Raw genomic sequence first — 472 nt, forward strand, 5'->3', positions numbered from 1 at the left:
AGCCTTGGCGAGAAGGGCAGCGTTGTCTGCGATGATCCGGCACAGGTCGTCGACCCAGGCCCCTTCGCTTTTTCCGAAATCACCCAGCACATGGTTCTGCACCAGAGCCTTGTGGCCGGGATGGCCGATGCCGAGGCGTACGCGGCGATACTCGTTGCCGCAATGGGCCGAGATGGAGCGAAGCCCGTTATGGCCGGCATTGCCGCCGCCGATCTTCACGCGCAGCTTGGCGGGCGAAAGATCGAGCTCGTCGTAGAAGACCGTCACGTCATGCAGCGGAATCTTGAAGAAGTTCTGCGCTTCTCCCACCGCCTGGCCGGACAGGTTCATATAGGTCTGCGGCTTGATCAGCAGGACCTTCTCGCCCCCGATCAGCGCGTCCGCCGTTTCCGCATGGAAGCGTTTGCGCCAGGGGCCTGCGTTGTGCACGCGCGCAATCTCGTCCACGGCCATGAAACCGATATTGTGGCGG

1 protein-coding gene is annotated in these 472 nt (G+C 62.5%); it reads right to left on the reverse strand.

Annotated features, from left to right (window positions below):
- A partial coding sequence (gene pth / locus C7G61_RS43360) for an aminoacyl-tRNA hydrolase (RefSeq protein WP_108523449.1) occupies positions 1-472 on the reverse strand: 472 nt, incomplete at both ends.

The sequence above is a fragment of the Bradyrhizobium algeriense genome (assembly GCF_003062295.1).
Lineage (GTDB): Bacteria > Pseudomonadota > Alphaproteobacteria > Rhizobiales > Xanthobacteraceae > Bradyrhizobium > Bradyrhizobium algeriense.